This window comes from Streptomyces sp. NPDC058335 (assembly GCF_042723915.1).
In the GTDB taxonomy this organism is placed as follows: domain Bacteria; phylum Actinomycetota; class Actinomycetes; order Streptomycetales; family Streptomycetaceae; genus Streptomyces.
Genome location: NZ_JBHXHX010000011.1, coordinates 137,624 through 163,860, shown reverse-complemented (window position 1 = coordinate 163,860; position 26,237 = coordinate 137,624). Strand labels below are relative to the sequence as shown.

General features: G+C 68.5%; 23 protein-coding genes and 4 pseudogenes. 13 read left to right on the top strand and 14 right to left on the bottom strand.

The genetic code is table 11. The features are described 5' to 3' along the window. Window positions 1–22: 22 nt before the first annotated feature. From ACFWJX_RS22870 to ACFWJX_RS22855, 4 genes are all read right to left on the bottom strand, one after another. Window positions 23–394, bottom strand: a complete 372-nt coding sequence (locus tag ACFWJX_RS22870; protein ID WP_383246090.1) for a DoxX family protein — start codon at window positions 392–394, stop codon at window positions 23–25. A 91-nt stretch (window positions 395–485) separates the two neighbouring features. Next, window positions 486–1,337: an SDR family oxidoreductase gene (locus tag ACFWJX_RS22865; protein ID WP_383246087.1), complete on the bottom strand. Its 852-nt coding sequence runs from the start codon at window positions 1,335–1,337 to the stop codon at window positions 486–488. A gap of 29 nt (window positions 1,338–1,366) precedes the next feature. Next, a complete protein-coding gene (locus ACFWJX_RS22860; RefSeq protein ID WP_383246084.1) occupies window positions 1,367–1,969 on the bottom strand; it encodes an NAD(P)-dependent oxidoreductase in 603 nt (200 codons plus the stop codon). An 84-nt stretch (window positions 1,970–2,053) separates the two neighbouring features. Continuing rightward, the gene (locus ACFWJX_RS22855) at window positions 2,054–2,992 is read right to left on the bottom strand and encodes an NADP-dependent oxidoreductase (RefSeq protein ID WP_383246082.1); all 939 of its coding nucleotides are present in this window, start codon (window positions 2,990–2,992) and stop codon (window positions 2,054–2,056) included. 101 nt (window positions 2,993–3,093) lie between these two features. On the opposite strand from ACFWJX_RS22855, the gene ACFWJX_RS22850 reads away from it, so the two are divergent. After that, window positions 3,094–3,783 (top strand): TetR/AcrR family transcriptional regulator, encoded by a 690-nt coding sequence (locus tag ACFWJX_RS22850; protein ID WP_383246079.1) that lies wholly within the window; start codon window positions 3,094–3,096, stop codon window positions 3,781–3,783. 253 nt (window positions 3,784–4,036) lie between these two features. Here ACFWJX_RS22850 and ACFWJX_RS22845 read toward each other — a convergent pair whose 3' ends face one another. Continuing rightward, a complete protein-coding gene (locus tag ACFWJX_RS22845) occupies window positions 4,037–4,726 on the bottom strand; it encodes a TetR/AcrR family transcriptional regulator (RefSeq protein WP_383246077.1) in 690 nt (229 codons plus the stop codon). 196 nt (window positions 4,727–4,922) lie between these two features. Here ACFWJX_RS22845 and ACFWJX_RS22840 point away from each other — a divergent pair, with 196 nt between their 5' ends. Both ACFWJX_RS22840 and ACFWJX_RS22835 read left to right on the top strand, forming a co-directional pair. Further along, window positions 4,923–5,600 (top strand): SDR family NAD(P)-dependent oxidoreductase, encoded by a 678-nt coding sequence (locus ACFWJX_RS22840; protein WP_383246074.1) that lies wholly within the window; start codon window positions 4,923–4,925, stop codon window positions 5,598–5,600. A 613-nt stretch (window positions 5,601–6,213) separates the two neighbouring features. After that, window positions 6,214–7,725, top strand: coding sequence for an MFS transporter (locus ACFWJX_RS22835; RefSeq protein WP_383246071.1), 1,512 nt, complete (start codon window positions 6,214–6,216; stop codon window positions 7,723–7,725). A gap of 685 nt (window positions 7,726–8,410) precedes the next feature. Here ACFWJX_RS22835 and ACFWJX_RS22830 read toward each other — a convergent pair. The 3 genes from ACFWJX_RS22830 to ACFWJX_RS22820 form a co-directional block, all read right to left on the bottom strand. Next, on the bottom strand, window positions 8,411–8,983 hold the full coding sequence (locus tag ACFWJX_RS22830) for a DUF305 domain-containing protein (protein WP_383246069.1): 573 nt from the start codon (window positions 8,981–8,983) through the stop codon (window positions 8,411–8,413). Window positions 8,984–9,009: 26 nt separating this feature from the next. Then, complete coding sequence (locus ACFWJX_RS22825; RefSeq protein ID WP_383246066.1) at window positions 9,010–10,380, bottom strand: DUF1996 domain-containing protein; 1,371 nt, start codon at window positions 10,378–10,380, stop codon at window positions 9,010–9,012. Between the two features lie 201 nt (window positions 10,381–10,581). Next, window positions 10,582–12,306, bottom strand: a complete 1,725-nt coding sequence (locus tag ACFWJX_RS22820; protein ID WP_383246064.1) for a discoidin domain-containing protein — start codon at window positions 12,304–12,306, stop codon at window positions 10,582–10,584. 327 nt (window positions 12,307–12,633) lie between these two features. Between ACFWJX_RS22820 and ACFWJX_RS22815 the strand changes: the two genes are divergently transcribed. Both ACFWJX_RS22815 and ACFWJX_RS22810 read left to right on the top strand, forming a co-directional pair. After that, entirely contained in the window at window positions 12,634–13,626 is a 993-nt protein-coding gene (locus tag ACFWJX_RS22815) for a LacI family DNA-binding transcriptional regulator (protein WP_383246061.1), read from the top strand. A 552-nt stretch (window positions 13,627–14,178) separates the two neighbouring features. Continuing rightward, a complete protein-coding gene (locus tag ACFWJX_RS22810) occupies window positions 14,179–15,687 on the top strand; it encodes a DUF4246 domain-containing protein (RefSeq protein ID WP_383246058.1) in 1,509 nt (502 codons plus the stop codon). Between the two features lie 219 nt (window positions 15,688–15,906). On the opposite strand, the gene ACFWJX_RS22805 is transcribed toward ACFWJX_RS22810, so the two are convergent. Next, a complete protein-coding gene (locus ACFWJX_RS22805) occupies window positions 15,907–16,164 on the bottom strand; it encodes a sigma factor-like helix-turn-helix DNA-binding protein (RefSeq protein WP_383246055.1) in 258 nt (85 codons plus the stop codon). A 2-nt stretch (window positions 16,165–16,166) separates the two neighbouring features. On the opposite strand from ACFWJX_RS22805, the gene ACFWJX_RS22800 reads away from it, so the two are divergent. Further along, window positions 16,167–16,436 (top strand): hypothetical protein, encoded by a 270-nt coding sequence (locus ACFWJX_RS22800; RefSeq protein ID WP_383246052.1) that lies wholly within the window; start codon window positions 16,167–16,169, stop codon window positions 16,434–16,436. Window positions 16,437–16,872: 436 nt separating this feature from the next. Here ACFWJX_RS22800 and ACFWJX_RS22795 read toward each other — a convergent pair. Further along, window positions 16,873–17,786: pseudogene (locus tag ACFWJX_RS22795) on the bottom strand (IS982 family transposase). 126 nt (window positions 17,787–17,912) lie between these two features. Between ACFWJX_RS22795 and ACFWJX_RS22790 the strand changes: the two are divergent. The 5 genes and pseudogenes from ACFWJX_RS22790 to ACFWJX_RS22770 all read left to right on the top strand — a co-directional run. Then, window positions 17,913–18,332 carry a pentapeptide repeat-containing protein gene (locus ACFWJX_RS22790; protein WP_383246049.1) on the top strand — a complete coding sequence of 140 codons (420 nt, stop codon included), beginning with the start codon at window positions 17,913–17,915 and terminating at the stop codon, window positions 18,330–18,332. Window positions 18,333–18,640: 308 nt separating this feature from the next. After that, a pseudogene (locus tag ACFWJX_RS22785) lies at window positions 18,641–18,775 on the top strand (cold shock domain-containing protein); the annotation flags it as partial. A 228-nt stretch (window positions 18,776–19,003) separates the two neighbouring features. Then, complete coding sequence (locus ACFWJX_RS22780; protein ID WP_383246046.1) at window positions 19,004–19,309, top strand: hypothetical protein; 306 nt, start codon at window positions 19,004–19,006, stop codon at window positions 19,307–19,309. A 291-nt stretch (window positions 19,310–19,600) separates the two neighbouring features. Beyond that, window positions 19,601–19,879 carry a hypothetical protein gene (locus tag ACFWJX_RS22775; RefSeq protein ID WP_383246043.1) on the top strand — a complete coding sequence of 93 codons (279 nt, stop codon included), beginning with the start codon at window positions 19,601–19,603 and terminating at the stop codon, window positions 19,877–19,879. A 48-nt stretch (window positions 19,880–19,927) separates the two neighbouring features. Next, window positions 19,928–20,075, top strand: a pseudogene (locus ACFWJX_RS22770) (IS5/IS1182 family transposase); the annotation flags it as partial. Between the two features lie 158 nt (window positions 20,076–20,233). Here the strand turns inward: ACFWJX_RS22770 and ACFWJX_RS22765 are convergent. Beyond that, window positions 20,234–20,917, bottom strand: coding sequence for a hypothetical protein (locus ACFWJX_RS22765; protein WP_383246040.1), 684 nt, complete (start codon window positions 20,915–20,917; stop codon window positions 20,234–20,236). 242 nt (window positions 20,918–21,159) lie between these two features. Here ACFWJX_RS22765 and ACFWJX_RS22760 point away from each other — a divergent pair, with 242 nt between their 5' ends. Together ACFWJX_RS22760 and ACFWJX_RS22755 are read left to right on the top strand one after the other, a co-directional pair. Next, window positions 21,160–21,660, top strand: coding sequence for a VOC family protein (locus ACFWJX_RS22760; RefSeq protein WP_383246037.1), 501 nt, complete (start codon window positions 21,160–21,162; stop codon window positions 21,658–21,660). A 134-nt stretch (window positions 21,661–21,794) separates the two neighbouring features. Next, window positions 21,795–21,950 (top strand): annotated as a pseudogene (locus ACFWJX_RS22755) (IS5/IS1182 family transposase); the annotation flags it as partial. 349 nt (window positions 21,951–22,299) lie between these two features. Here the strand turns inward: ACFWJX_RS22755 and ACFWJX_RS22750 are convergent. From ACFWJX_RS22750 to ACFWJX_RS22740, 3 genes are read right to left on the bottom strand one after another with little or no spacing between them, the layout of a single operon-like run. Continuing rightward, the gene (locus tag ACFWJX_RS22750) at window positions 22,300–24,312 is read right to left on the bottom strand and encodes a beta-galactosidase (RefSeq protein ID WP_383246034.1); all 2,013 of its coding nucleotides are present in this window, start codon (window positions 24,310–24,312) and stop codon (window positions 22,300–22,302) included. 56 nt (window positions 24,313–24,368) lie between these two features. Then, window positions 24,369–25,253: a carbohydrate ABC transporter permease gene (locus ACFWJX_RS22745; protein WP_383246031.1), complete on the bottom strand. Its 885-nt coding sequence runs from the start codon at window positions 25,251–25,253 to the stop codon at window positions 24,369–24,371. Next, window positions 25,250–26,230 carry a carbohydrate ABC transporter permease gene (locus ACFWJX_RS22740; protein ID WP_383246029.1) on the bottom strand — a complete coding sequence of 327 codons (981 nt, stop codon included), beginning with the start codon at window positions 26,228–26,230 and terminating at the stop codon, window positions 25,250–25,252. The genes ACFWJX_RS22745 and ACFWJX_RS22740 overlap by 4 nt, the downstream gene beginning before the upstream one ends. Window positions 26,231–26,237: the final 7 nt, after the last annotated feature.

Here is a 26,237-nt window from a genome sequence, read left to right as displayed (position 1 = left end):
CGAAAAGGGCGGGCCGTGCGGGTCAGAAGCTGTAGGGGCCGAAGCGGCCCCAGGCCACGAGGGCGGCCAGGACGAGCAGGACGGTGTTGAAGGCGATCGCGGAGGTTTCCTTGCGGCGGGCGTGGGTGATCGCGGCCAGGAGCATGACCACGGCAAGTCCAGTGGCGGCCAGCGGGGTCAGTACCGGGGCGAGGCCGGTGGCGGCGGGCAGGATCAGGCCGAGAGCCGCGGCCAGCTCGACGATGCCGATGAAGCGGACGGTGGCTGGGGAGAAGTCGGCCACCCACGGCAGCTTCTCGGCGAGCTTGGCCTTGGACTGGGTCGACTTCATCACGCCGGCCATCGCGAACATGGCGGCGAGGACGGCCTGCACGATCCACAGGAAGACGTTCACAGGGCGGGATCCTTCAAGGAAGAGGGGACGGTCAGGGGCCGGCGCAGGAGGAGGCGTTCGAGCCTCCTGCGCCCGTGCGGCCGGGGCTGGGTCAGACCCAGGACCTGAGGGTGGTGACCAGCGGCTCGGTCGGGCGGCCGATGAGTCGGGACAGGTCGCCCGGGGTGGGGGCCATGGCACCGTCGCGCATGTTGGCGTTCAGCGTGACCAGGAACCCTGCGGTGCCCTCGTCGAGGCCGACGGCGAGGAGTTGCTCGCGCTCCTGCTCGGACGTGAGCGGCTGGTAGCGCACCGGGGTGCCCAGGACCTCGGCCGCGGTGGCGGCGAATTCCTCGAACGACCAGGCGATGTCGCCGGACAGCTCGTACGCCGTGCCTTCGTGACCGGGCGTGGACAGGACGACGGCAGCGGCTTCGGCGAAGTCCTCGCGCGGGGCGGTGGCGATGCGGCCGTCGCCGATACTGTTGGCGATGACGCCGCGCTCGCGGGCGCCGGCGAAGTCCTGCAGGTGGTTCTCGGTGTACCAGCCGTTGCGCAGGAAGGTTGCGGGGATGCCGGAGGCGGTGACGAGTTCCTCGGTGGCCTTGTGGTCGGCGGCGAGTTCGAGGATCGTCGTCGGCGCTTCCAGCCCCGACGTGTACACCAGGTGCCGCACACCGGCCTGGCGGGCGGCGTCGATGGCCCGGCCGTGCTGGGCCACGCGGTCGCCGGGGCCGAAGGAGATCAGGAGCAGCTTGTCGGCACCGTCCAGCGCCTTGGCGGTCGCCGGGACATCGTCCAGGTCGACGACGCCGATGCGCACGCCTTGGGCGGAGAGTTCGGTGAGGCGGTCGGTGTTGCGGCCGAGCGCGAGGATGTCGCCGGCGGGGACGCCGCGCTTCAGGAGGGCGTCGATGGTGAGGGCGCCGAGTCTGCCGGTGGCGCCGATGATCGCGAGGGTCATGAGGAGTCTCTTCTTCCGGTGGGGCGGGGTCAGTTGCTGATGGCGGGGGCGCGGCCGACGTACGTGTCGTCGTCGACCTGAGCTGCGGTGAAGGCGGCGATGTCGGCGCGGCTGACGGCGAAGCCGAGCTTGTCCGTGCCGAAGAAGCCGACCCGTACGCGGTTCTGCTTGGGCGTGTCTTGGGAGCGATGAAGCGCACGACGGTCCAGTCCAGGCCCGAGCGCATGACCTGGTCGCTCATGCCGGTGATCTCGTCGTAGGCGCGGCGCATGAACGTGCGTGGCATGAAGCCGATGAGGCGGGTGACCGGGGTGGGCTTCTCGTGCGCGCACGTGGTGGCGCTTCATGGAGGTGAGGATGTGACCGGTCCCGGCGACGAGCGGCAGCCCGGTGGCCTTGCGGTCCATGCTCGGGCCGAGCGCGCTGACGACGGCGTCCGCGCCGGCGACGGCCGAGTCGACGGCGTCCTGGTCGGACATCTCGCCGACCACCACCCGTACCCGCTCACCCCAGGATCCGGGGACCTTGTCGGGATTGCGGGCATAGGCGGTGACCTGGTGACCGTGCTCCAGGAGCACGGTCACGGTCAGGGAGCCGATCGCGCCGGTGGCGCCGAAGACGGTGACGTTCATACGGCTTCGTTCCTTCGGGGGAGTGGTCGGCGCGCCGCCGTCGCGGCCGGGCCGCGAGGACCTGGGCGCGGGCGGGAGCCGGGGTCAGGGGCAGGTGACGGTGATCTTGCCGAGGGTCCCGGTCCGGAAGGCGTCGAACGCCTCGGCCGCCTGCTCCAGCGGGAAAGTCGCGGTGACCGGGACGCGCAGCTCACCGGCGGCGGCCAGGCCTGCCAGGGTGGCGAGGGTGTTCGGGTTGGGGTCGGCCATGATCGGGTGCACGGTGACGCCCTCCGTCTCGACGGCCTCCTGGGTCAGCCCGAGGGTGGAGGCGATCCGCCCGCCCTCACGCAGCAGCCCCACCAGCTGGGCGGCGTCGCCCGCCAGGTGCAGCACCACGTCGACGCCCTCGGGCGCCAGGGCCCGCACCTGGGCGTCGAGGTCCGCCGTGTAGTCCACGACCGCGACGTCGGCGTCGGTCAGGCCGGTGACGAAGTCCGCCTCGGTGCCGGGGCGGGCGGTGGCGATCACGCGCGCGCCGCGGGCGGCGGCCAGCTGCACGGCCAGCGCACCGACACCACCGGTCGCGCCGGAGACGAGCACCGTCTCACCCTTCTCCGGAGCGGGCGCCTCCACACTGTTCAGCGCGGCCGTCCCGGCCAGCCCGAGCCCGTTCGCGTCCTTCACGTCCAGGCCCGCGGGGATGCGGGCGACGCCGTAGCCGGCGGACACGGTGACGTACTCGGCCAGCGCACCTGCGCCCAGGAACGGCTTCATCGCCACACCGAAGACCGCGTCCCCGGCCGCGAAGCCTTCCACGCCTTCGCCCACGGCCTCGACGGTCCCGGCGAAGTCCATGCCCAGCACCAGCGGGAAACGGTGCTCCATCATCCCGTCCAGCCGGCCGGACGTCACTGACAGGTCGAAGCCGTTGACCGACGACCCGGCAACCTTCACCAGCAGCTCGCCCGCGCCGGGCGCCGGAGCGTCGACCTCGGCGACGGCCGGGGCGGAGGGGACCTCGTTCAGCGTGAGAGCACGCATGCCACAACACCTTCCAGGTAAGTGGAACGGCCTTCCCGTTTCACTCTGCCCAGCGTAACAACACAAGTGGGCAACCTGTTCCACTTGGGTAGGATGGGTGCATGGCTTCTTCCGCAGCTCCCCGCGCCACCCCGGATGACCAGCCCGGAACGGGTCTGCGCATCGACGCTGAACGCAACCGCGACCGCATCCTGGCCGCCGCCCGCCGCCTCTACGCCCGCGAGGGACTCGGCGTCTCCATGGCGGCCGTCGCCCGCGAGGCAGGAGTGGGCAAGGCAACGCTCTCCCGTCGCTTCGTCACCCGCGAGGAACTCATCAACGCGGTCTTCGCCGACCGCATGGACGGCTACGCCACTGCCGTCGCCACCGCCTTGGCCGACCCCGACCCCTGGCACGGGTTCACCGGCTACGTGCAGGCCGTCTGCGCCATGCAGGCCGCCGACCGCGGCTTCGCCGACGTCCTGACCATGACCTTCCCTGCCGCCAAGGCCCTCGAAGAACGCCGTGCCGAGGCATACCACGGGTTCCTCGACCTCATCGCCCGTGCCAAGGACACCGGCCACCTACGCGACGACTTCACCGACCGCGACATGCCGATCCTGCTCATGGCCAACGCCGGCGTCGTCAACGCAGCCGGCGACGCCGCCCCCGACGCCTGGCAACGCCTCGTCGCCCATATGCTCCGCTCCTACGCCAACCCCGGAGCCCCTCTACCCCCGATGCCCGAGGCTCCCGCACCCGGCGCGCTGTACCGCGCAATGGTCCGCCTCACCCGACCGCATCAGCAATAACCACTGAACCCCCCCGTGGCGCTGAACGGCGAACACGCGAGAGCCCGGAGCTATCCCGCGATGGAACAGGAGCCCGTGCAAACGCCGTCCGGCCTGCCCGTTCACGCCTTCGGCGTGCACATCGTCGGGGCAGCCGCGTCGGATCACGTAGCGGAGCAGGCCCTGGCCGGCACTGCTCGCTGCGAAATTCTGCGGGCAAGGACCCAAGACGCACCGCTCCCGCCGACGGGCCGGTCAAGGACGCCCGACGCGATCACGTGGTGCTGCTGCGCTCACGGGAGGCGATACTCGCCGACCCGGCACGGAGCATGGCCTCATACAGGGCGTCATCCGCGGGTGCGGCGGGCAGCGGGCCCCGCGCTGGGGCCTGGAACGACTGGATCACCAGCGCGACCAGGCGGCGCCAGGCGTCCGGGACGATGTCGCCGGCGAAGGCTACGACACCGGCGTTGGCAACGAGCAGGAGGACGAGATCCTGAGAGGCGAAGTCCGCCCGTAGCTGCCCGCTGTCCTTGGCGCGGTCCACAAGCTCCAGAAAGCCCTGAAACGCCGCCGCACGCCGCTCCTCCAGGCCCTCTGCGGCCGGGAACGTCGTGGTCAGCACGTCGGCGAAGCCCCGATCGGTCGCCTGCATGGCGCAGATGGCCTCGATGAACCCGGTGAAACCCGCCCACGGATCGGGGGTGTCGAGAGCTTCGTCGACGGCGGCGACGTAGGCATCCATGCGGTCGGCGAAGACGGCGGCGATCAGGTCTTCCTTGGCGCCGAAGTGGCGGAAGAGGGTGGCGATCCCTACTCCCGCCTCGCGGGCCACGGACGCCATGGACGCGGCCAGCCCGTCACGCTCGAAGACCGTGCGCGCCGCGACGAGGATCCGGCCGCGATTGCGCTCGGCATCGCTGCGCAGGGACTGGGCGTCGTGCGGCTTGGGGCCAGGGGTCATACCCGCCACCCTACCAACCGGAATGCCCTATCCATTTTTGGTGTTACGGTGATGAGCAGAAATCGGATAGGGCTTTCCGTTTGCAAAACGGATAGCCCTGTCTGGATATGGGTGCGAGGCATCCGGTGCCCGCGTCAGCCACCGGAGGGCCACGCCCACCTCCCTGACACCGCTTTACGGAAGGACAACCACCACCATGACCAGCATCGTCATCGTCGGAGCCGGCCCTCAGCTCGGCCTGGCCATCGCCCGCACCTTCGGCTCCCGCGGCTTCGACGTCGCGCTCGTCGCCCGCAACCGCGACAAGCTCGACCAGCTCGTCGGCACGCTCACCGCCGAGGGCATCTCGGCCGCCGCGTTCCCCGCGGACGTCCTCGACCGCGACGCGCTCACCCAGGCGCTCAAGGGCGCCGCCGCCCACTTCGGCGGCATCGACGTCCTGGAGTACTCCCCGGTGGGCACGATGGGCTCCACCACCCTGACCACCCCGACCCTTACCGAACCGGCCCACGTGCAGCACGAGATGGAGTTCCAGCTGTACGGAGCGATCGCTGCCACCAAGGTGGTGCTGCCCGCGATGCGCGAGGCCGGGGCGGGCACCCTGCTGTTCACCACGGGCGCCGGCTCCATCGACCCCGTCCCGCAGGTCGGCAACGTGAACGCCGCGGCGGCGGCGCTGCGCAACTGGGCGATCAACCTGCACAAGGAACTGGAGGGCACCGGCGTCCAGGCCGCCCACGTCGGCATCGACGTATCCATCGGGGTGTCGGTCGTCCCCGACTTCCCGACCGCCCAGCCCGAAGAGATCTCCCCGGTCTACTGGGACCTGCACACCACCAAGCGCGACCAGGCCGAACTCGTCTTCAGCCGCTGACACCGCACGAGGGTTCGCCCCGGCCCGTTCGGGCAGTCCACGAGCGCGCTGCGGCCGGCCGGCCGCAGCGCGCTCGCCACGAAGGCTCCCGGTCTGGTGTTCGCGGGCGCAGGTGAGCAACGGGGTCGGGGGAGGAGGCCCGCCCTGGCGGGGCGGCGCGGCGTTCAGCCGGCCGGTGAGCACGGCACCGGCGAGAGCGAAGCGCGTGGCGGCAGACCTTCCAGCCCTCCGCCGACGTGGGCCTGGCCAACTTCCGCGCCACGCGCATCTGTGGCGGCTCCGAGCCTGCTGCTGGAGGCGGGCCCGTCGCATACGACGCCCCACGGCGCGTACCGTGCGAGCGCCCCGCCCGCCCGCCCTGCGCCTGCTGCGGGCGAGGTGGTCCGGAGCACGGCCCGGCCCTGTGGTGGACCTCTCTGCGTCGGCGTCGGCGTTCGGCCCACCACGTCCATGAGCGTCGCTGTGGTGCCAGGTGCCAGGTGCTCCGACGGAAGGCACGAGCCCACCGCCCCAGCGAAACTTTTGCGTTTCGATCGAAGGGCGCTTAGGCTAGGTGTACGAAACGGTTTCGTTTCCTCTTTCGTTACCTGAACCTCGACTGGAGTACGTCCCCATGGCTCAGACAGCCGCAGCGCCGGACACGGTGTCGCTCGGGAAGAGCGGTTCACAGGCTGAGGAGAGCGGGCCCCGCCATCGGTGGTGGATCCTCGCCATCATCGGCCTCGCCCAACTGATGGTCGTGCTGGACGCGACGATCGTGAACATCGCGCTGCCATCCGCGCAGGCCGACCTCGGCTTCTCGGACGGCAACCGCACCTGGATCGTCACCGCCTACTCGCTCGCCTTCGGCAGTCTGCTGCTGCTCGGCGGCCGGATCGCCGACCTCTTCGGCCGCAAGCCCGCCTTCCTGGTCGGCGTGAGCGGCTTCGCGGTCGCCTCGGCCGTGGCGGGCGCCGCCACCAGCTTCGAGATGCTCGTCGCGGGCCGCGCCCTCCAGGGCCTGTTCGGCGCGCTGCTCGCGCCCGCCGCACTCTCATTGCTGACCACCACCTTCACCGATCCCAAGGAACGCGCCAGGGCCTTCGGCATCTTCGGCGCGGTCGCCGGCTCCGGCGCGGCTGTCGGCCTGCTGCTCGGCGGTGTCCTCACCGAGTACATGAACTGGCGCTGGACCCTCTACGTCAACCTCTTCATAGCGGCTTTCGCCATAGTCGGCGGCTTCCTGCTGCTCCAGCGCACGGCCCGTGACCGCGGCTCCAAGCTCGACATTCCCGGCACGGTCCTGGTCACCTCCGGCCTCTTCGGCATCGTGTACGGCTTCTCCAACGCCGAGTCCCACGACTGGAGTTCGCCCCTCTCCTGGGGTTTCCTCACCGTCGGCGCCCTGCTCCTGACGGTGTTCACGTGGTGGCAGACCAGGGCCTCTCATCCGCTGTTGCCGATGCGCGTGCTCCTGGACCGCAACCGGGGCGCGTCCTTCACCGCCATGCTCATCTCGAGCGCCGGAATGTTCGGCGTGTTCCTCTTCCTCACCTACTACCTCCAGCTGAGCCTCGGCTTCTCCGCCGTCCGGACGGGTCTGGCCTTCCTCCCGATGGTCGGCGCCCTCATGGTGAGCGCCACCCTGTCCACCAGCGTCCTGATCCCGCGCATCGGACCGAAGATCGTGGTCCCGCTCGGCATGGTCCTCGGAGCCGTCGGCATGATCTGGCTGACCGACCTCGGCCTGGACAGCACCTACGCGGCTCACGTCCTGCCCCCGCTTCTGGTCACCGGCCTCGGCATCGGCCTGATCATGGCCCCGGCGATGAGCCTCGCCACCAGCGGTGTGGCCACCGAGGACGCCGGCGTGGCGTCGGCCTCCGTCAACACGATGCAGCAGATCGGCGGTTCCATCGGCACCCCGCTGCTCAACACGCTTGCCGCCGGCGCCGCCACCTCGTACCTGGTCGGCAAGAACCCCACCGACAAGCTCGTCCAGGCCCAGGCCGCACTGGAGTCCTACTCCACCGCCTACTGGTGGTCCGCCGGCTTCTTCGCGGTCGGCGCCCTGCTCACGGCGGTCCTCTACCGGCGCGGTGTGCCGGCGGTCGACGCGGACGCAGCCCCCACCGTCCACATGTGAGCGGCATGTGGTGACCCGCGTCCGACCGTGGGGACGGGGAAGGCGCGGATGACGGGCCCGGTGCTTCCTGAGCACCGGGCCCGTCGGCGTCCGCCCACCGCTCGTCACGCGATGCCGTGCGACTCTTCGTCTGACAGCAGCCGCCCTGCCGAATAGGCGCCTGCGCCACCACCCTGGGTCCAACCACGGCATAGAGGGCGACGAAGCCCCGCCGTCCTCGACCCAGGCGCGGACGGCGGCGTCGAGGGCCTGGACGTTCTTGTGCGTGCCGCGGCGGATCGCTGGTGGGCGAGCCAGCCGAACCACCGCTCGGCCTGGTTGATCCAGGAGGAGTCGGTCGAGGTGCGCACGGTCCGAACCGTGGTGTGGCCAGCCAGGCTCTGATCCCAGAAGTCCTGTGGGTGCCGTAGTTGTCCACGATCAGCCACGATCAGGTGGATCTGCAGGTGAGCGGGCACTCCTTGTCGATCCGCATCAGACCTGACCTGCTTGACCCCCGCTGCCGCTGACGTCATCGGCGATGCTGACGACCCGCACGCGTTCCAGCAAGTGGCGGGCATGCGGATCATCTGGAAGGGCCCGTGCACGCAACCCTTCCCCCGACCCGGAGCGCGATGGCGGGGGCGCACAGGGCTGCGTGCACCACATGGCTACTCTGCGTGGTCCCTTGCACCGCCTGCCGCGCCTACGGCCGTGTCGCCGCAGTGGTGCCGCCCGGCGAAGGTTGCGCCGGGCGCAGCCTGTCCAGCCAGGTGATCAGTCTGGCTGTGTTCGTCGCGATGGCCGCGGCCAGTTCTTTCGCCGCGCCGGCCTGGCCGTGGGTGCGTTCGCTGGCGCAGAGCATCCGGGCCTGGGTCAAGTGGGCCCGCAGCGCGTCGGTGAGAATGCTGTCGAACTCCTGACCGGTCGTGGCGCCCGCCTTCTCGATGGTGGTCAGGCTGACCATGCCCGGCATGTTGTGCCCCTCGTGCGGGCGAGTGTCGGGGACGCCTGAGAGTTCCAGCAAGGCACGCAGGCGTCGCAGGTCTTCGCGCAGTCCCGATCCGGTCTTGGCTGCCAGCGCCGTCAGGGCGGGGTCTGTCTTGCCTGAGCGGGAGGGAGCCAGATCGGTCAGGAGTTGCGCACGCTCGTTCATGGGGATCATCAACTGGATCCATGCGGTGTCGGTGGCGTTGAAGACTACCGACGGCGATGCACCGGCTTTCGGTGACGTGCCGGCTGTCGGCTGCGTGGTGCAGCCGACAGCCAGGAGCGCCATGGCCACGGCGCATGCCGACCGCAGGGTCAGAAGGTGCCGGCGGAGTTGCACTTGGCCTTCTGGGTGATGCAGTCCTTCACACGCTGCCCGAGAGCGGCGTTGTCCCAGGCGTTGAAGAAGTCGCCGTGGATGGACGATGCCATGCCCGAGGCCAGCCGGAAGCCTGCCGCGCTGCCGCTGGTGGGGTAGCTGATCACGAAGGAGACGCTTGGGATGGCGACGGGGTAGGCGCCGCTGCACTTGCCGTCGTAGGTGAACGCTACGTGCGACTTGTGGTCGGGACTGTCCAGGTTCTTGCCGTCCCAGCAGTCGGGGAAGACGAGTTGGTGGGTGAGGTGGGCCTTCGGGGCGCAGACTGGCCAGTTGCCGTCGGCGCTGCGGCCGATCTCGCCGCCCTCGCCGGCGCACCAGAACTGGCCGGGCGATCCCGCAGGTGTGGGCGTCTGTGCCTTGGCATCGCCCGCGATCATGCGGAACCCCTCGGGGAAGGGCACGGTCGCCGACGGGTCGGGCAGCCGCGAACCGTAGTAGACGATCATGCCCTCGGCCTCGACGGCCTTGTCGCCTTCGTACAGGGTGGGAACCCAGTACGCCGAGAGATCCTTGGCGGGAGTGCAGCTGGTTGGTGCGCTGGCCAGCAACGACTGGGCTGTGGAGAACGCGTCGGTGCTCTTGTTGCCGAAGAAGCTGTGCATGTGAGATGCACCAGGAAGGCCCGGCAGAACGATGGGGTCGTCCGGCTTGGAGTGACTGTAGGTGCAGGTGGCGTTGAACTCCGGCACCCGCACCACGCCGGCGGGCACCGCGGCCGGCGTCATCGCACGGAACTGCGTCAGCTGGGCGTTCCACTTGGCCTGGTCGACAGGGACCCATCCGGTCGCTGTGCCGTCCCCCGCGCCGACGAAGGAGAACCAGTTGATGTTGACGAAGTCGCCGCTGGTCGCGCCGCGCAGGACGGCGAAGACGGTCTGCGACCCGGTGGGATGGGTGGCGACGTCAGTGGCACGGGTCACCCAGTTCTGCCAGCCGCCGGTCGGGGAGGTCTGCACGACTGCGAGCAGCGGGCCGGTCAGGCTGGCGGTGCGCAGCTCCACCGTGCCCGAGCCGGCAGCGGAAGCGATCCGGGCGGAAACCGTCAGGCGGCCGGCCGCGCCGAGGTCGACGTTGTCGAAACGCATCCAGTCGCCGTCGGCGAGGAACGCCGCGTTCTGACCGCCACCGGTGTCCGCGGTCGCCTCGAACAAGACGCCTGACTGGGCCGCGTAGGACTCGGCCTGGACGGTGACCGTGGCGGCCCGCGCCTGCTGAGCCGAGACCGTCAAACTCAGGGCGGCGGCCAGCACGACCGCTAAAGCGCCCGCCAACAGCGTGTACAGAGGGATGGGATGTCTGCGCATGTCACTTCCTCACGAGCGTCGGATTGAGGGGAACGGCCGGCTCCTTGCGAGTACGGCCATGGGAAAGAGCAAGAGCAGGGCAGAGCAGGCCGAAGCAGGGCAGGGCAGGGCAGAGAAGCGTGCCCCCGGTGTGGGGCGGAGGTCCCGGGCCGCCCGAGGGGGCGGCAGAGCGGCCCGAGAGCTTCACGGAGCCCGGAGCGACTACTGATAGACCCGCACGTAGTCGACGAGCATCTTGGAGGGGAAGGGTGTGCCGGCGTCCGTGGGGCCCGGCCAGTCCCCTCCTACGGCCAGGTTGAGGATCATGTAGTGCGGGTGGTCGAAGATCCACGGTCCGCGGGTTCGCTCCACCTCGTCTTTGTCGAGGGAGAACACGGTCCGGCCGTCCAGGCTGTAGGTGATGCCCTTGCTGTTCCAGTCGGCGGCCCAGGTGTGGAAGTCATCGGAGAAGTCGGCGTTCCCGGGCAGCGTGTAGGGCGCGCCGATTCCGCCTCCGCCGTTGTAGGCCGGCGCGTGGACGGTCGAGTACGCGGTCTTCACGTCCTTGCCGAGGACTTCCATGATGTCGACCTCGCCGTTGTACGGCCATGGTCGGCCCGTCAGGAAGTCGGCGCCCATCATCCAGAAGGCGGGCCACAGGCCGTTGCCCTTGGGCACCTTGATGCGTGCCTCGACACGCCCGTAGGTGAACTGGAACGTCGCGCCTGTGTTCATCCGCGCCGACGTGTACTGGCACGTGCCGCTGCCGCTCAGCGGATCAGGAGGGCACGATGATCCGGCGGTGGCCTCCCTGCGCGCTTCCATCACCAGGTGCCCGGCCCCGTCCAGGGCGGCGTTGCGGTGATCGGTGTAGTACTCCAGCTCGTTGTTGGGTCCGGTACCGGGATCCGACCTCCACTTCGAGGCATCGGGCCTGCTGCCCACGGCGCCCTCGAACTCGTCGTTCCACACCAGCCGCGGCGGATTCGCGGGGTCGCTCGGCAGGGACGGAGCCGGTATCGGATCACCGCCCGTGCCGTACACCTGGAACTCCCACAACGAGTAGCCGTAAGGGGTGGCACGCTCGGTGCCGTACATGCGCACATAGCGGCCGTTGCCGGAGACGACCAGCGTCTGCTTGAACCCTGTGCCGGCCGTCGTCGAGTAGATCGGCGTCCAGTCGGCTCCGTTCGGCGAGACCTGGATCTGGAAGGACCTGGCAAAGGCGGGATCCCACTGCAATACGACCTTGTTGATCTGCGCCGGCGCGCCGAGATCGACGGCGATCCAGCCCGGATCCGTCCAACCCGTGGTGGGACTCGTCGCCCAGCGCGAGGCCGGATCGCGGTCGAAAGCCCTGGCGGGCGAGCACTCCCAGCAGTTCTGGTCGGTCTGCGACGACGAGGCCGTGCCCGTCCTGCCGTAGGACAGCAGCTTGTCGGTGTCACCGCCCGGGTCGCCGGCGCCGAAGGCACCGAATACCTGGAACTCCCACAGTGAGTACCCGTAAGGAGTGCCGCGCTGGGTGCCGTACATCCGTACATAGCGGCCCGTTCCAGCGACAACCAGGCTTTGGACGCCGCCTGTACCCGTGGCCGTCTCGTGAACGACGGTCCACCTCTCGGCGTCGTTCGACACCTCGATCCTGAACGCCTTGCCGTACGCGGCTTCCCAGTTGAGCGCGACACGGCTGATCCCGGCCGTGGTTCCCAGGTCGATCTGAATCCACTGGGGATCCGCGAACGCGCTGGACCACCGGGTGCCGGCGTCGCCGTCGACGGCGCTGCGAGCGCTGAAGACTCCCTCCGTGCTCGAGGCGGCGGCGGTCTTTCCCTGGGAAAGCAACACCTCCGCTGCCTGAGCGGCGGGAGCCGGCAGTGCGACGAAGGTGAGCAATGAGGCCGCGACGGCCAGAAGTAAGCCGAAACGACGCAATAGCGTTTGCACGGGCGACTCCTCAGGTGGGGGCGGGGTGAGGGAGCGCTCCCTGATCGGAGAATGGAGGGGTCGACAAAGGCTGTCAAGAGGCCTGTCACCTAGGAAAAAAAGCGCCGAAACCGGCGTGTCACCTTCGGGGAGCGATTTCTCGCGGCCCTAGCGGCAGGCGGACAACGCAGTGGTGACGCAAACGGAGTCGAGGTCCTGACACGCTCATGTCTGCCCCTGCCTGCGGATACGCTGCTTGCATCGCCATGACGCAGAGCCGGAGGTCGCCCTGATGAGAGAACCCTCCCCGAGGACGGACCCGGGCGGCGGCGCAGGGGACGGACAGCTATGAAGCGCCCTACTCTTGAAGTGGTCGCCGCCCGGGCGGGCGTGTCCAAGTCGAGTGTCTCCCGCGTCATCAACGGTGAGACGACGGTCGCCCCCCAGATCCGAGACGTCGTCATGCAGGCCGTACACGAACTGGGTTATGTCCCCAACGGGGCGGCACGCAACCTCGTCACCCGTCGCACGGACACCCTTGCCGTGGTCGTCTCCGACCCGCCCCAGGGAGTCGTCTCCGACGACCCTCTCTTCTCCGCCGTGGTCCGCGCCGTCAGCAGGGAGCTCGAGACCGCCGGAAAACGGCTGGTGCTGATGCTCGCGGAATCGGACCAGAGCCGAACCAGAGTGGAGCAGTACATCGCAGGCGGGCACGTGGACGGCGTGCTGCTGGTCGCCCTCCACGGCACAGACCCGCTGCCCGCCGCCCTGGCCAGGCAGGGTCTGCCGGTCGTCTCCTTCAACCGGACCTCCGCACAGGACGTTCCGTACGTGGCCCTGGACAATGCCGGCGGAGCAGCACTGGCCGTGCGCCACCTCCTGGAACGCGGCCGACGCCGGATCGCCACGATCACCGGACCGCTCGAACTCTACGAGGCACGCGAACGTCTCGACGGATACCGCCACACGCTACGCGAAACCGGCCGGCGCTCCATCGTGGCACTGGGAGACTTCAGCAGGGTCTCCGGCGCCGAAGCCATGCGCCAACTCCTGGAGGACGACCCCGACCTCGATGCCGTGTTCGCCGCCAACGACCTGATGGCGATCGGCGCCCTGCGCACACTCCACCAAGCGGGACGACGCGTGCCCGAAGACGTCGCCGTCGTCGGTTTCGACGACATAGAAGCCGCCTCCTACACCACCCCCGCGCTCACCTCGGTGCGCAGCCCGATGGCCGACCAGGCAACCACCGCCGTCCACCTGCTCCTCAGCCTCATCGACGGCGGCCCCACGAGCCCGGTCATCATGCCGAACGAACTCGTGGTCCGCGAGTCGAGTTGATCCCCTGACGAAATGACTTGCCCCGTGCCGTCGAGGGGCCGTCAATCGGCATCAACCACGGCGGGTCACCAGCTCGGATTCGACGAACACCGCCACTTCGGCATGCGGGTGAGAGCGCTGCCGAAGGAGGCGAGCGTCGCCTTCGACACGGCACACAGACGTACTCGGGCGGGTCGGTGGCGAACTGGAACGAGTGGCAGGTCGGCACGAAGGCGGGGGACTCTCCTGTCCCGGTACTCGTCGTGGATGCCGCCGCAGGTCTATGACGGTGCGACAGGGCGACTACAGTCGGACCCACTCACAATCGATTGCTTGTCTTCGGGGCCCTCGCACGGCCGGAGTGAAGAACATCACGGCCGACCGCGCCGCAACGCCTGCAACCCCCGTCGCCCCCTTGCGCATTCTCGCTTCGGATGAGCGCTGACCGGGCGTCACGCCAGTACGTCGAAGCCCGACCTCTGCGGTCCAGTGATGACAGGGACCACGGCTGCGATGTCAGTCCGCTGGCGTATCCTTCCGGCCACCGCACACCGACCGGGAGGACCAAGAGAATTGACTGGCCTGTCTGCTTTTCCGCTGCCCTTTCGTGCTTCCCGCTCCATAGCGTTCGCGACACCCCGAACGCTGCGGGAACTTCAGATGATGCAGTGCAGCTCACACATTCGGGCCAAGCCGCGGTGGTTCGACAAGATGAACGATGCCGACATCGTCGCCAGGTGGACGGAGGAAGCGGTCGCGCAGGGCCTCACCGAAGCGCAGGTTCGCTACGTGCTTGCCGAACTCCACCACTACGCCGCGCTGCGGGAAGGACGAACCGGCGTCGAGGTGTCCGCCGTCGACGGGGTGTGGCAGTCGGACACACTGGTCGACGACAAGCTCAGATCCCGGCTGCGCGAGGCGGTTCGGGTTCTGGAAGAGGTCCCCGAAGCAGAAAAGGACTGGCATCCCGGATCCGACGGCCAGGTACTGGATCTGGTTCATCCCTCACTGTTCTGTCTGGTGAGAGAGGTGAGCGGTGGGCCCGAGCGGGCTTGGCAGAACCCGACGGACCGTTACTCGAAGTACGAAGTCTCGGAGAGATTCCAGTGGCTGCCCACGGACGTGGACGTCAGTGACGACGGCGATGTCACCTTCCGTTCGTACGTCAACAACGTGCATCCCGAGACTCATCACGAACTATCAGGCGTTCTGCCCGACTTGCTCGCGCGCATGCGCCCGCTGCTGGAGAACGTGCTCACCGATCTACGTCATCCGCGACCCCTGCGGATCGAGGCCGATCCTTACGGATGGTACGACTCGGAGCCGGAGTATCCGGACAAATCCTCCTACGGTGATGACGGGGCCTACGCAGAAGCCGTCCGTGCATGGGAACTCGCCCAGGACGACTGGTGGGAGAACCGCCGTCCGGTCATCCCGGACGCCCCAACCTTCACCCCGCCCGAGTTGCCCGATGAGTCCGCCCGAGTCGACCTGCGCGGCCGCCGTCTCCAGGTCATCGTCAAGCTCGCCGCTATTCATCTCACCCCGGACAAGCCCGAGTATCCCGGCGGTTCCTGGCATGTCGAGGGGATGATGAACGAGCGGATCGTTTCGACGGGCATCTACTACTGGGGCAGCGAGAACATCACCGAGAGCCGGCTGAGTTTCCGAGCGGCACTCGACGACCCGAGTTACGAACAGAACGACGACAACGGTCTGCGTGAGGTCTACGGCCTGGAGGACGAAGACGCACTGAACCAGATGCTCGGATCGGCATCGACCCCAGCGGGCCGCTGCCTGGCGTTCCCGAACATCCTGCAACACCGCGTCGGCTCATTCCGCCTCACGGACCCCACCCGCCCGGGATATCGAAAAATCCTCGCGTTCTTCCTGGTCGACCCGTCGGAAAAGATCGTCTCGACATCTGACGTGCCACCGCAACAGCCATGGTCCGACACCTCGACCATGACGCTAGAACAAGCCAAGAACTACCGCGAACAACTCATGCAGGAACGCAAATTCTTCGTCGACGAACACAACGAGCAGCTATACGAACGGGAATTCTCCCTCTGCGAGCACTGAACCTGTTCTGATCTGGGCCGTTCGCGGTGGTGGTGGCGGGGGAGCGAACGGGGGCGTTGGCTCCCCTGACAGGCCACGGTCCGCGAACACGCGGATTCGCGCGGCCAGGCACGCCTGGGCGATGCCGCGGGCTCGTGCTGCGCTGTCAGGTCGTGGGTGCGCCCCGGCGTCTCGGGCGAGAACCAGTTCAGCTGACCGCGCGGCGTCAGGCCGCGGACACTATTCCTCGCCGAGCACGCCTCGTGTCTCCAGCGCTTTGCGCAGGGGCCGCATGGCGTAGAAGGCACGGCTTTTGACGGTGCCAGGTGGGACGCCGAGGTACTCGGCCGCCTGGGCCACACCGCACTCCAGGTGGTACATGAGCTGGATGACGGTCCGCTGCTGCTCGTACAGCTCTCGTAGCGCGTCCAGCACGACCTGGTAGGTGAGGGTGGACTCCGTGCCGTGCCATACGGCGTCCAGTTCCTCGGTCGGCATCAATGTACGTGCAGACGGGCGTCGACGCCTGGCTCGCCCATGCCCTGGCCACGCGCCGCGGGAAGTACGCGGGTCCGGCCGCCCGCGCGGCCGCCGACGATCTGCTGCCGACGCACCTGCTCGCCTACGCCGCCCTGCCCACCGCACTCGCGCACCTCGCGCCGGGTGCAGGCCTCGACCAGCTGGCGTTTGCGGTCCGACTCACCGCCGATCCCGTAGCCACCGGCGACCTCGCCGCGTTCATTGCCCGCGCCCGGCCCGAACAGAGCTGAGGCTTCGAGCCTTCGCTCACGGAGCGGTTCTGTACAGCGGCGATGAACTGTCCGACAGGGCGCAGAAGATGAGCGCTTGTGGCACGATGCGCCGCGCTGGAGACAATGCGTCAGGCATGTCGAGACCTGGCGCCGGACGTCCCGGAAGATGGCTGAGCAGCCTTCTTCGTCACCGGTCAAACCCCAGTGGCAATTGGTCAAGGTCCGCCTTCACCGGACAATCCCAAACTGTCACTCTGGCAGAGCGTGAGCGTGACACTGGTGATCATGCCTCGTGCGCACTCGTGAGCAGTACAGAATGTAGTTGACCTGCGCCAGCGAACGTTCGTCGATGCCACCGCCGGACGATCAACGGCCTTCTGTGTCAGTGAAGGATGGGCACCTGTTTCCGAACTCTTGGCGTCGTACCGGCACTAGATGATCAATTCCAAGGGGTTTAGTGGTCGTAGGCGGTCAGTGTGCGCATGACCGGTTGGCCGGTGTGGTTGTTGTGCCAGATGGCGGCGGTGAGTGCGAGGACGCGTTGCAGGACGCGGACAGCCACGCCTGCGGGTGTGCGGCCGCGGTGGCGTTCGAGGTCGAGTTGTCCTTTGAAGGTCTCGTTGACCGACTCGATGACCTGCCGAAGCGGCTTGAACAGCTGTGATCCGGACCGCTCGGCCTCGCCCTTGCGGGCCGGCCGCAGGAGGCGGATGTCCAGCTCCGCCAGCTGCTGCTCGAACTCGCGGCCGAAGTAGTTTTTGTCCCCAATCAGTGTCTGGCCGGGACGCTCGCCGATGAGGTACGGCTCGGCGGCGAGCAGGTCCAGCAGGGTCTCACGTTCGTCGGCCTTGGCGCCGGTCAGGGCAAGGCGACGGGCAGGCCGTGAAGGGTGCAGACCAGATGCAGGCGCAGGCCCCAAAAGAACCGCGAGTGGCTGGCGCAGTAGCCGTACTCTGCCCATCCGGCCAGGTCGGAGCGTTTGACGGTCTCGCGGGAGCGGCCGCATTCGACCGGTGTGGAGTCCACGACCCACACGTCGTCGGTCCACAGCGTAGTGTCGACCGCCAGCGTGCGGGTGACGCGCCGGATGAGCTCGGAGGCCTTGCGCAGCCGCTTGTTGTAGCCGGGCTGCAGGGGCAGGTAGGGGAACAGATGCCACAGGTGGGCGCGGGCGTGCCGCAGCCACCGGGCCTCGGAGGTGAAGCCCAGCATCGCCTGCATCATCGCCAAGGTCACCAGCTCGGCGTCACTCAACTGCGGCGCGATGCCCACCGCCGGCCGCCACGGGGCAAGCTGCGGCGAATCCTTCAACAGGTCGTCCATCTTCACATAAAGTGCGGTCGCGAGGGAGTCCAACTCAGTCTTCACACACCGACGTTGGACTCCCTCACCTACCCCGCGTGCCGGTTCCGCACATCCTTCTGGGCTGGCCGGTGGTGCGGAGCCCGCAATTGCCGACGACAACCGTCTCCCAGGGCTGACACGATGTCCGGCATGGGCAGAGTGGTGACGGCAAAGGAAGACCTGGCGTCCCGCCGTCGGTATGCGGCTCTGCATCGGGAGTCGTTCGACGGTGGTGATCTCGTATCGGTGCGCTTGCAGCAGTTGTGGTTCACGCGGTGCTCGTTTCGCGGGGCTGATCTGCGTCAAGCCACCCTGGACGGCTGCCGCTTCAAGCTGTGCGACCTTCGCGGGGCCAACCTGAGCGGCGCCTCCCTGCGTGGGGTCTCCTTGGCGGGCTGCGATCTGACCGGCGCGGACCTCCGGGCGGCGGATCTGACCGGCGCGCGATTCGGTCAGGTCCTCACCGGCACCTCGCCTCATGGGCTGACCAACACCACCGGCATCAAGCTGGACAACGCTGTCCTCCGCGACCTTCAGCTCGACCAGGTCATCGGCTGGCCCATCGGGTGATCGGCCGATGTCCGAGGCGTATGGACCGGCCTCGACTCATCGGGTCGCCCCCCTTGGAATCGATCATCTAGGCCGAGGCCGAGAGTCAGAGCGGTCCTGGCAGCCACAGGGCAGCCTCGTCACTGCCCGGACGTACCGATCGAATGGAACGGAAGGCGGACATGGCTGAAGGAACAGTCAAGTGGTTCAATTCGGAGAAGGGATACGGCTGGATCACGCCTGACGGTTGGACTCCTTCCTCTTCCCCGCCACCCCGAAGCTGGTGGAGCAGGTTGCGAGGCAAACCGGCCCCAGTACCGAGAGCCTTTGAGGACGTCTTCTTCCACTGGAGCGCGATACAGATGAACGGCTACAAAACCCTGGACGCCGGGCAGAGGGTGGCCTTTGACATCGTGCGGGGTGCGAGGGGCCCGCAGGCGACCAAGGTGACTCCGCTGGAGTGACCGGCGGGTGGCGAGCGCCAATCCAGTCACTGCTGTTCATCGTCGGCGCCGCGGCGCCAGCGCGGGGAACCCCCGCAGTATCACCTCGTAGCCGTCGTGCCGCTGCGCGCGGCGGCCCCTTCCCTGCCCCGCACCGCTTCCTGTATCTGTTGTTACGGGCCGCGCAGCGTCATTCTGCGCGGCGCGCCAGCGAGGACGACCGGACCATCGACAGCGTGGAGAGCGCTCATGCCTGAGGCGTATACGCGGGACGGTTATTACGTCGAGACCAGCGCGGAGGTAGTCACCGCGACCAGGATCGCGCGCGCCGTGCCAGGTCGCGAGCCCGACGAGGTGTATGTCTCGGACCGGCGCGTCGGCTTCGGACAGCCCGACTACAACGCCTCACTGCTGGTGCCGATCTGGTTCACCTGCCGCGCGGTGCTGGACTCCGGGTCGCGCAGAACCGCTGCCAGGGCGGTCACCTGGGCATTGCGACGGCGCGGTCACCACGCCCGCAAGCGCTACGCCGCGCCCATCAAGTTCTGGGTGTGAGAAGACGGCCGGGCCGCGGTTGCACGCACCTGCCTGGGCGGCAGGCGGCGGGGTTCAATGGAAATCATGATGCGTAGAAGAACGTCACCCACCGCCGCAGTGGCCGTTGTTGTCACCTGCGTGTTCGCCGCACTTACGTCGTGTTCCTCGGATTCTTCGGACGGGTCCACCGCCGAGCGCCAGCCCAGCAGGTCCGCATCCGGGTCGGTGTCCGGCCCCACAGAGACGGCCACGCCGTCGCCCTCGCCAACCGGGCCGTGTGCTGACGGGACATGCGAAATCAAGGTCGCCGTGGGAGACACGGTGACGGTGCCGGAAACGTACGGCCTCGGGCCGATCAAGGTGACGGCGATCGCGGGCGGCAAGGTCGACATGGTCGCCCAGCTGACAGGGTCGGGCTACAGCGTCTCGGGCTGCTCCGGTGGCGGCGGCGTGTCGTCGGAAGGCGAAGGCAGTGTCGGGTTCAGTTGCGGGGAGGGACCCGCCGCGACCATCAACGACGCCATGAGCCTGAAGGTCGTCGACATCCTCGATGCGGCCGCCGTCCTCCGCATCAAACCCGCCCGCTGACCAGCCACGAAGTCATCGTCCATCCATCGCCGCGACCACCACCCGCAGTCAAAGCAGTGGGCGGTCGAGCGGCCCTACGGATGGCTCATGTTTCACCGCCGCCTGCGCCCGCGACTACGACACCCTCCCCGAACGCTCCGAAGCCATCAACCCCCTCGCCATGACGGACCTCATGGCCAGCCGCCTCACCGGCGAGGGAGGAGCGCGGTTCCTCCGGGGCAGGGCGGCCTCGGTCTGCTCGCCGGTGCAGCGCTGGGACCTCTGCGACGAGCATCCTCAACTGGGGCCCGGCGTCCGGATCCTGCCGGGTAGCGCCGCACACTGTCGTTGCGACAGGCCGAGACGCCGCCCCGCTCAGGGCTTCTCGGCGCGTGCGTACGGGTCGAGGAGTTCCCGGAACGCGGCGTCGCCGGGCGGGTTGACCTCTTCGGTGTCCGCGCCGCCCTCGACGAACGGTGTGCAGGCGGCGGAGGTGCGGCCGGCCATGCGGTGGGTGCCGAGCAGGCGGCCGGTACGGGCCTCCAGGACCCGAACCACGTACCGGCCCTCGAAATGGGAGATCTCCCGGCCCACTTCGACGGGCGACTCGTACCGGCACACCTTGAGCAGCTTCCCCGGACCTTCGTACCGGGCGCAGGCGACGAGCTGCACCCGCTCGGGCAGCGGCGTGAACGGGTCGGCGCGGTCGAAGCCGCCGCGGCCCTCGAACTGGTGCAGCAGCCCGTTGACATGGACGACCAGAGGGCGGGGTCCCGACGCCGACACGCGTGCCGCACGGGGAACCGGACGACTCCCCTCCTCCTGGCACAGGCCACCGAACGAGAAGAGGTCGAGGCGCGTCTCCACCGGGCTTTCCGGCACCGGGGCCGTCGGGGTGACCGGCCGCCCGGAGGATCCCGGGGCGACGGAGAAAGCCGGGGTCGTGGCGACTCCGCCAGTATCGCCGTCGCCGCCCGAAGGCCGTCCCAGCAGCCCGATCAGGAGCGCGACCCCCGCCAAGGCCACCACCCCGGCCCCGTAGCGTGCCCGTCCAGCCACCCCGTCCGCCCCCTTCCGGCGTCACCGCCCGCCGATCCGCCCTTTCCCGGTGCGCCCCGGCCCGACGGGAGGCGGTGGGACCACCGTAGCCGCTCGTCGCGGACCGCACGCCGGACCCGGAGGGCCCGCTCCGAAGCCATGATCCACCTGTCCATGACCGACCTCCTGGCTTGCCACCTCACCGGCGAGGCCACCATCTCCTGGCGCGACCCCGCACAACCGCATCAACCGCCAATTCCGCGATGAAACAATGGATCGAGGGGACGTCGGAAGGGATGTCACGAGGCGTTGGCAGCGGTCCGCTGGTGGACGGCCGGCCTGTCAGCAGCAGAACCGGGCAGCAGCACTTCATGAAGCCCCAACCGCGATTCACGTTGGCCGCGACCACTCTTGATGCACCGAACCCTCATGAGCTGGCGCAGTTCTACCAGGGCCTGCTCGGGTGGCCGGTGCGGAAGGAAGAACCGGGCTGGGTTGAGATCGCAGCGTCCGACGACGGTGCCGGACTGTCGTTCCAGACGGAACCGCTCTTCATCCGTCCGCAGTGGCCCTCCACACGGTCAGAGCAGCAGATGATGATGCATCTGGACATCGAGGTGGACGATCTGTCAGCAGCGGTCGAGCATGCTCTTGCTCTGGGGGCAACAGTGGCGGACTTCCAACCCCAGGCCGACGTGCGGGTCCTGTGCGACCCCGCGGGCCACCCGTTCTGCCTCTTCGTGCGCACCGGCCCGAGCGCCTGACAGGCTGGTTCAGGTAGTGAGGGTTTTGAGTACGGCCACTGATCGGGTGACGCTTGTGGTGTGCGCAACGCACGAGGCTCCCGTGCCGTTGGGGGAGGTGTTCGAAGTCTCGACCCACAGGCACAGGAGCCCCGTTGGTTCCGTATTCTGCCGCACTCGACCTGCCGCACGTCCTGGTCGAGTGGGCCACCATGCTCATCGTCACCCGCGAGGGTGACCGCCGCTGCAAACTACCGCCACACCAGCGCGCGCTTGTCGGCCTGGTGTACCTGCGCAGACACGACACCCTCGTGACGACCAGCGATGCCTCAGACGCAACATCTGCCGCCAGATCTTCAAGATCCTCGGACGAAGGAATCAGCCGAACGAGGAAGAGCTCTCTCAAGCGGCTCGACACGACCTAGCGGCCTCGCGGGGCCGACGAGACGCCGGTGCGGCCGGCCGTACCCACCCCCCTGGGCCTGAGCGTCGCGAATCCAGTCCTACTCGGGTGGAGAGATGGCGCGGTGTCCTCGTGCTGACTGCGTCGGCCACCACCGCTTCACCGCCGGTATGTATTGATCAGTGGCTTCGCACAGCGGAGGTGACCGGGCCGCGCACCTGGCGTGGTGCCGCCGTCCGCTCACTTCTCCAGACGCGTCAGCGGGGCTCGCGGATTACGGCGACTCCTCCCGGTGGGACGGTGACGGTTCCGGTGACCGGTGTGCCGGTGAGGAGTTCGACGCCTTCGGCAGGTGCTTCGGCGCCCTTGCCGGTGTGGTCGATGAGGAACAGGTAGTCGGCCTGCGCGCCGCGGCGCCGGACGACCTCGATCCCGGCGGGTGCGTCATGCTCCGGTGTGACGCCGGCCTCCTGACGGATGCGGTGGAGCAGCTCGGCGAGAGTTTCCTGGTCGGGGTGGGTGCCCAGATACCAGGCGGTGCCGTTGCCGTGCCGGTGGCGGGTGACGGCGGGGTGGCCGGCCAGTGGGCCGTCGGCGTGGGAGGCGACGGCCTGTGCGCCGGTGAGCCGGATGCGTTCCGACCACAGGTCGGCCGTGGCGCCCGAGGCTACGTCGCCGGTCAGGCCGGTCCTCTCGCCCGGCAGCAGAGGGAAGAGCTCGTCGGTGACCACGCCGAGGACATCGCGGAACGCGCCGGGGTAGCCGCCCAGGTACACATGGGCGTTCTCGTCGACCATGCCGCTGTGGAAGCCGACGGCCAGCGTGCCCCCGCGTTCGGCGAACCGGGCGAGGTTCGCCGAGGCCGCCTGCGTGACCAGGTACAGCGAGGGTGCCAGGACGAGCCGGTAGCGGTCGAGTTCGGGGTCGTCGGGGCGTACGAAGTCGACGGCGACCCCGGCCCGCCACAGAGGGGTGTACCAGTCCCGAACCAGGTCCTGGTAGCGCAGCTCGCCGCTGGGCTGGGAGGGCAGTTCCAGGGCCCAGCGGGCGTCCCAGTCCCACACGATCGCCACCTGCGCCGTGCTGGTGGAACCCCGCACTTCGGCCAACGCCCTTAGGTCTGCTCCCAGTTGGACGACGTCCTGCCAGATCTGGCTGTCGGTGCCGGCGTGCGGCAGCATCGCCGAGTGCCACTGCTCGGCGCCCGCTTTCGCCGCCCGCCACTGGAAGAACGCGATGCCGTCGGCACCGTGGGCGACGTGCGCGAGCGCGTTGCGGTGTATCTCCCCGGGCCGCTTGGCGCGGTTGACGGGCTGCCAGTTGACAGCGCCGGTCGAGTGCTCCATGAGAAACCACGGGCCGCCCGCGAGCGAGCGCATCAGGTCGCCGTGGAGGGCGATGTCGACCTCGGCCTCCGGGTCGTCCGACAGCAGGTAGTGGTCGTTGGAGAGGATGTCCAGCTCCGGTGCCCAACGCCAGTAGTCGAGGGCGTCGATGGTGCGCAGGACCAGGAAGTTGGTGGTCGCGGGGGTATCCGGAGCGGCCCGGCGCAGTACTTCGCGTTCGGCGGTGCACAAGGAGAGCAGTTCGTCGGAGCAGAAACGGCGCCAGTCGAGCTGGTGGGTGGGGTTCGGGGGAGCCGATGTGGTGCGGGGCGGCAGGATCTGGTCCCACGCGTGGTACCACTGGCTCCAGAACGTAGTACCCCAAGCGTGGTTGAGGGCGTCCAGGTCGTCGTAGCGGGCGCGCAGCCAGGTGCGGAAGGCGGCGGCGCTGGTGTCGCAGTAGCAGGCGTCGTTGTGGCAGCCGTACTCGTTGTGCACGTGCCACATGGCGACGGCCGGGTGGTCGGCGTAGCGCTCGGCGAGCGCTCCGGCGATACGCAGCGCCGCTCGGCGGTAGGCGGGGCTGCTTGGGCAGAACGTCTGCCGGCTGCCGTACGACAGTCCGCGGCCGTCCCGGTCGACCGGCAGCGTTTCCGGGTGCTTGTGGAAGAACCAGGCCGGCGGGGCCGCCGTCGGTGTCGCCAGGTCGGCGGCGATGCCGTTCTCCTGGAGCAGGTCGAGGATCTTGTCCATGCGGGCGAAGTCGTAGACCCCCTCGGCCGGTTCGAGCAGGGCCCAGGAGAAGATGCCGATGCTGACCATGGTCACCCCGGCCTGGCGCATCAGGCGCATGTCCTCGGCCCAGACCTCCTCGGGCCACTGCTCGGGGTTGTAGTCACCGCCGTAGGCGATTCCAGGAATGCGGAGACGGCGTGCGGTACTCACTGGTGGTGCTCCGGGAGGGGTGTAGGGGTGTAGGGGGTGGGACGAGTGGGGGTGTGTCAGCCCTTGTTGGCGCCCAGCGTGAGGCCGCTGACGAACTGTCGCTGCAGCGCGAAGTACACGATCAGGGTGGGGATCGCGGTGAGCAGGGCACCGGCGGCGACCAGGTTGGGGTCGGTGAAGTACTGGCCGGACAGGTTGTTCAGCGCCGAGGTGATCGGCATGTTCTCGCCGGTGGAGATCAGCACGAGCGCCCAGAAGAAGTCGTTGTAGATCCAGATGGACAGCAACGTCCCCAGGGCGGCCATCGCGGGTTTGCACAGGGGCAGCACGATCTGCCAGTACAGGCGCCAGACGGAGGCGCCGTCGACGAGCGCGGCCTCGGTCAGTTCGTGCGGTAGCGAGCGCATGTAGTTGGCGAGCACGAAGGCGCAGAAGCCGGACTGGAACGCCACGTGGATCAGGACCAGGCCCAGTGCGGAGTCGTACAGCTTGCCGCTCGTCGTGATGCCCGGCAGGTCGATGAGCAGGTACATCCGGTACAGCGGGGTGATGATGACCTGCTGCGGCAGCAGGTTGCCCGCGGTGAAGACCAACAGCAGCGCGATGTTGAGGCGGAAGTCGAAGCGGCTGACATAGAAGGCGACCATCGAGGACAGCAGGAGGGTGACCAGCACGGCCGGGACCGCGATGAGCAGCGTGTTTCCGAAGTAGTGCAGCATGTCGGACTGCAGATACGCGTTGGTGAAGTTGTCGAGGCTCAGCTTGTCGGGCCAGGACACGTAGCCCTTCTCGCTTGTCTCGGAGTAGGGCCTCAGCGCTGAGAAGGCAGCCCACAGGAGAGGGGCCAGCCAGGCCAAGGCCGTCACGACCAGGAAGGCGTGCAACAGGACGCGGGCGGGACGGACGGGGGTGCGCTGCTTGGTCACCAGGGCGGTGCTCATGCCTGCCGCTCCTTCCGGAAGGTCGCGATCAGGTACGGGATGATCACGACGAGGGAGATGACCAGCAGGACGACGGCGATCGCGGAGCCGTATCCGATGCGACTGGACTCGCCGATGATGTTGTTGGTGACCAGGATCGAGAGCAGTTCGGTCCCCTGGGCGCCCTTGTTGAAGACGAAGACCAGGTCGAACGCGCGCAGCGCCTCGATGATCGTGACGACCAGAACGACGGTGTTGGTGGGGCGCAGGGTCGGGAAGATGACGTTCTTGAATGTCTGCCACTCGTTGGCGCCGTCCAGTGCGGAGGCCTCCCGCAGGGAGGGGTCGACGCCCTTGAGGCCGGCCAGGTAGAGGATCATCATGTAGCCGGTGTGCCGCCAGGAGGCGGCGATCAGGATGGCCCACAGGTTGAGGTTCGGGTCGCCGATCCAGTCGATGTAGTGGCCGGGTTCGTTGGCCCCGATGAGGCTGTTGATCAGGCCCGTGTCCGGGTTGTAGACCAGCTGCCAGACGAAGCCCGTCACGGCCAGCGAGACCACGACCGGCAGGAAGAACGCGGTCTGGTAGACGCGGCTGAACCTGATCTTCTTGTCCAGCTGCACGGCCAGGAACAGGCCGAACGGCGTCGGGATCAGGATGAGCACGACGAACCAGATGACGTTGTGCTCGACGGCCGGCCAGAACTGCGGGTTGTCGGAGAACAGCTGCTTGAAGTTGTCCAGCCCGACCCACTTGATGGAGTCGAAGCCGATGCCGTCCCAGCTGGTGAAGGCCAGGGCGATCGAGGCCAGCGCGGTGACCCAGACCAGGGCCACGTGCAGGACGGTGGGCACGCCGGCCATCAGGCCGAGCGTGATGCGGTCACGGCGGGTCAGCAGGCGCTTGTGGCCCTGCGGGACCTGCTTCTTCTCAGGCGCACGGCCCGAAGGCGGCACGGCGGCCGCCTTCGGGACCGTCGTGGTCGTTTCGGAGCTCATGGTGTCG